This is a genomic window from Sphingobacterium sp. HSC-15S19 (genome assembly GCF_050433745.1).
Classification (GTDB): domain Bacteria; phylum Bacteroidota; class Bacteroidia; order Sphingobacteriales; family Sphingobacteriaceae; genus Sphingobacterium; species Sphingobacterium siyangense.
In genome coordinates this window covers 1-3,427 of the sequence record NZ_JBNPWQ010000083.1, presented here as the reverse complement: position 1 = coordinate 3,427, position 3,427 = coordinate 1, and the positions used below count along the sequence as shown (strand labels likewise).

The 3,427-nt window shown below is 35.1% G+C and carries 5 protein-coding genes; 3 read left to right on the top strand and 2 right to left on the bottom strand.

Annotated features, from left to right (window positions below; genetic code table 11):
- Positions 1–715 precede the first annotated feature (715 nt).
- From L1283_RS28310 to L1283_RS28300, 3 genes are all read left to right on the top strand, one after another.
- Positions 716–916: a heavy metal-binding domain-containing protein gene (locus L1283_RS28310; RefSeq protein WP_115049168.1), complete on the top strand. Its 201-nt coding sequence runs from the start codon at positions 716–718 to the stop codon at positions 914–916.
- A 741-nt stretch (positions 917–1,657) separates the two neighbouring features.
- Entirely contained in the window at positions 1,658–1,861 is a 204-nt protein-coding gene (locus L1283_RS28305) for a hypothetical protein (protein ID WP_159333009.1), read from the top strand.
- A gap of 93 nt (positions 1,862–1,954) precedes the next feature.
- On the top strand, positions 1,955–2,353 hold the full coding sequence (locus tag L1283_RS28300; RefSeq protein ID WP_159333008.1) for a hypothetical protein: 399 nt from the start codon (positions 1,955–1,957) through the stop codon (positions 2,351–2,353).
- Positions 2,354–2,479: 126 nt separating this feature from the next.
- Here the strand turns inward: L1283_RS28300 and L1283_RS28295 are convergent, their stop codons facing one another.
- Together L1283_RS28295 and L1283_RS28290 are read right to left on the bottom strand one after the other, a co-directional pair.
- The gene (locus tag L1283_RS28295; protein ID WP_070564598.1) at positions 2,480–3,031 is read right to left on the bottom strand and encodes a hypothetical protein; all 552 of its coding nucleotides are present in this window, start codon (positions 3,029–3,031) and stop codon (positions 2,480–2,482) included.
- Between the two features lie 47 nt (positions 3,032–3,078).
- Positions 3,079–3,279 carry a hypothetical protein gene (locus L1283_RS28290; RefSeq protein WP_070564605.1) on the bottom strand — a complete coding sequence of 67 codons (201 nt, stop codon included), beginning with the start codon at positions 3,277–3,279 and terminating at the stop codon, positions 3,079–3,081.
- Positions 3,280–3,427: the final 148 nt, after the last annotated feature.

Genomic DNA, 3,427 nt, shown 5'->3' with positions numbered 1-3,427 from the left:
TTTATCATGGTGGTGTGTTATAATTTTGCAATTTAAATATAGCAACTTTGCTATATCCAAACGCCGCCACTTTTTAAACGTTTAGGACGCAAGTGGATTGAAATACAATAGGGAATTGAAATCAGCTTTACACGTTACTCGTGTAATATAGATAAGCTGGTTAGATAATATAAGAAATGAAAAAAGGACAAAGATTGCAGAGCGTGAGGGAGTACAAAACGCACTCTGTCAAAGGCTGGTGAAACATGCTGGTCTCTGTGTTACTTCCAAATGAACCTAACTGTTTTTAACAAAATCTGGATCAAAGATCACTAATCATTAGCAGTAAAATCTTATTACTTTATAAAAAAATTAAAAATTCGAATTTTAGCAGGCTTTTGAATAAAATGAACGACAATTATCTCAACTAATCTCGCGATCTTTACAGTAGATGAATGCCCAAAGCCGGTTAACATCTAGCCCAAGCGGACATCTAGCCAACATGGCCTCCCTCGACGGTTAACGAGGGAGGCCTTTTGTTTATTTTATTGCCTTATTAAAATTGCTGAATAAATCAGCTACGGTTTCCCGTATCGAACCATTCTTTCAAACCCATACCTTAGCCTTACAATTTGTAATAATCTTGAAAGTTAATATCTGTAAACATATTAATTCAGCATAAATAATGTATATTAGGCTTGGGTATTAACCTTGCCCGATTGAAAAGTAGTATGCCATGATAGTAACCACGACCAATTCCATCGAAGGGAGGGAGATTTCACGATATAATGATCCAATAGCAGCCAATGTTGTCATCGGCGCCAATATCTTTAGCGAAATAGGAGCGAGCTATGTAGATTTCTTTGGCGGTCGCTCTACCAGTTATGAGAAGAAGATGCATGAGATGTACAAGCGTGTTACTGAAACGCTCAGGTAACGTGCACAGGCAATTCGTGCTGATGTTACTATAGGGCTTAAGGTTGATTTCGACGAAATCTCAGGTAAGGGGAACCTGCAATTTATCTAACGGTTATGAAGTATAAAATTTAGAGCCAACAATCATTACAAATACAACCAAGATATGAATACGCAATTGACAATGACTGTCCTCATGACAATATTAACTCTGACCAGCCTCGGACAAAATAATGATCATAAATCTGTACATAGTTCTGCAGATAAGGTTTTTATAAAATCATTGGAAGAAAGGCAAATAGGAAAAGTAAGTATTATATTTCTTTACCCACATTTTACGCTTTAGATGAAACCAATGGAGAAGATTTTTCCATTTATCATTTTCATCCTGTCGACACTACAAATCACACTGGTTTTTCGGGCGGTTTTTATTTTGGTAATCATCCTCGTCAATTTCCAGCTAAAAATGAAAGTTGCAGAACAGAGACGCGGAAAAGTGAAATGTTTGATCAAAATGTTAACTGGACGATTTATAATTGTAATGGAGACTATTCAGTTCAAAGCATAATGGATAGTAAAAGTGGCGAGGGGCGGAATGAATTGCTTCACATTTTTGGCCATGCAAAATCGAATAAAAATCTCGACAATTTACTGTTTATTGTTACTACAATGAAAAAAAAGGATTAATATCAGCAGATACTAAAATTTGTCGTGGGCCGATTGAATTTTTGATGATAACAAATGGACGAATGACTTGAGTACCATGGATAGATTGCCAACATTTTTGGATAAAAGAATATTTGGTCTTAGTCAGGCATATCAGTATCAGATACAGCCTTATTCAACTTCATACGGTATTTTGGACTTTAATTCAATCATGATGTATCTTGCTTCGAATGTCATGACTAAAGTCGGCGGTGGTACCTGGACAGCTCAGCGAGATGATTTAAGTGAGGGTGATATCTAAGGGTTAAATCAATTCTATGGATTTAAAATTAATGGACCGTCTAGCATTTGTTCTGATGGTATATATACGATAGTAAATCCGGGAACAGTAACCTTGGAAAACGCTGATGGAATAGCAACTTTAACTTCATTAGGTAATAATCAGTGGAAAGTTACAAGAACTGGTAATTATGCCGGTTTTGTAAAACTGAAGACCAAAAATGTGAAAGGTTATTCAGTTGAAAAAGTTATAGATGTAGGTGCAGGCTTTAACATTTCTGGGAGACCTATTGTTAATCCGGGCCAGATTTATACCTATACAGTCGATGCTTCATTGGGGAATGTCAGTTTCTTTGTCGGTGGGGGAACAATATTATCAACGACAGCAAATACTGTGAGAGTCAAAGTACTTAACACGCAAAATGGGGCTTTACCGTATTTTTATATTTCAGCCACTGCTCAAACTGCATGTGGATTATCTACAGTTATTGAGTACCCTACAGTTCAAGAATAGAAATGAATTGTATTTCGTATTATATCAAAGCCTTGAGCGCTCGCTTAAGGCTTTTCTGTACAATCCCTTTGCACACCTTACCTTACATCTAATATATATATAGAATTTTTGGATTGGTGGATAAATTTAACTCAAACCATCTAAGAGCTCAAAAGTAATCTCTCCAGTATGATGCTCCCTTAATTGGTCGATTAACGGAATACATGACGCATCATAAGCAATATGTGTTAGGTTTTTAAAAGTTAATATTTCAATTAAAAGATTGGGAATATCAATAATATGAGCATTTTTAAGAACCAGTGTTTTTAGGTTTTGTATTCTGAGGTTAGTCAAACCGATTAAATCAAAATGATCCAAATATAAAAAACTCAAATTTTCAAGGTCATTTATCCATAACGGGATCTCATAGGGACTATTTTCTTTTACCCTTCTACTACTGTAATCGCCTGTTAAAAATAGTTTTTCAAGTTGATAAAGGCTTTTTACATGTTCATTTGGCAAGGTATTTCTGTCAAACATCGTTGTCGTATATAAGGCAAAGGGGACATTGCTAATTCCTAATAAGACCGTATCTCCTTGAAAAAATAGTACTGATCCATTTTTTTCATCACCCCAATTAATATGAAGCATACCGCTTCCCTTAATAATGCTTTTTCCTTCATTGTTATCTTTTTTCATAATGACTAAATATGAGATCTTACAACCGCCAGGTAACAGTTTAATTTCTACTGCAATGCAACTATAAATTCAGGTTTCAATTCAGGCCCGTTCCAAAACGTAAATCCAAGGTTGCCGAGTATGCAATCCGATAATTCAGCTTTGACGATATCTTTCGAAACTAACCACTTTAAAATATCATTTACAACAACTTCATCAAAAACATACCTGGACACTTTAGGCACAAGCGAAATAGTATAGTCATTCATAGACTAAAAATAAAGAATAATTCGAACAATGTTCTAACGGTTTCTAAGCTGCACCCGTTTGTTTAGACAGAAATTTCTAATTTTTATATAGTATTTTCTGTTTTAGGGCTGAAAATGGAAATAACTTTTTGGCTCTTGAAAGCCTAAA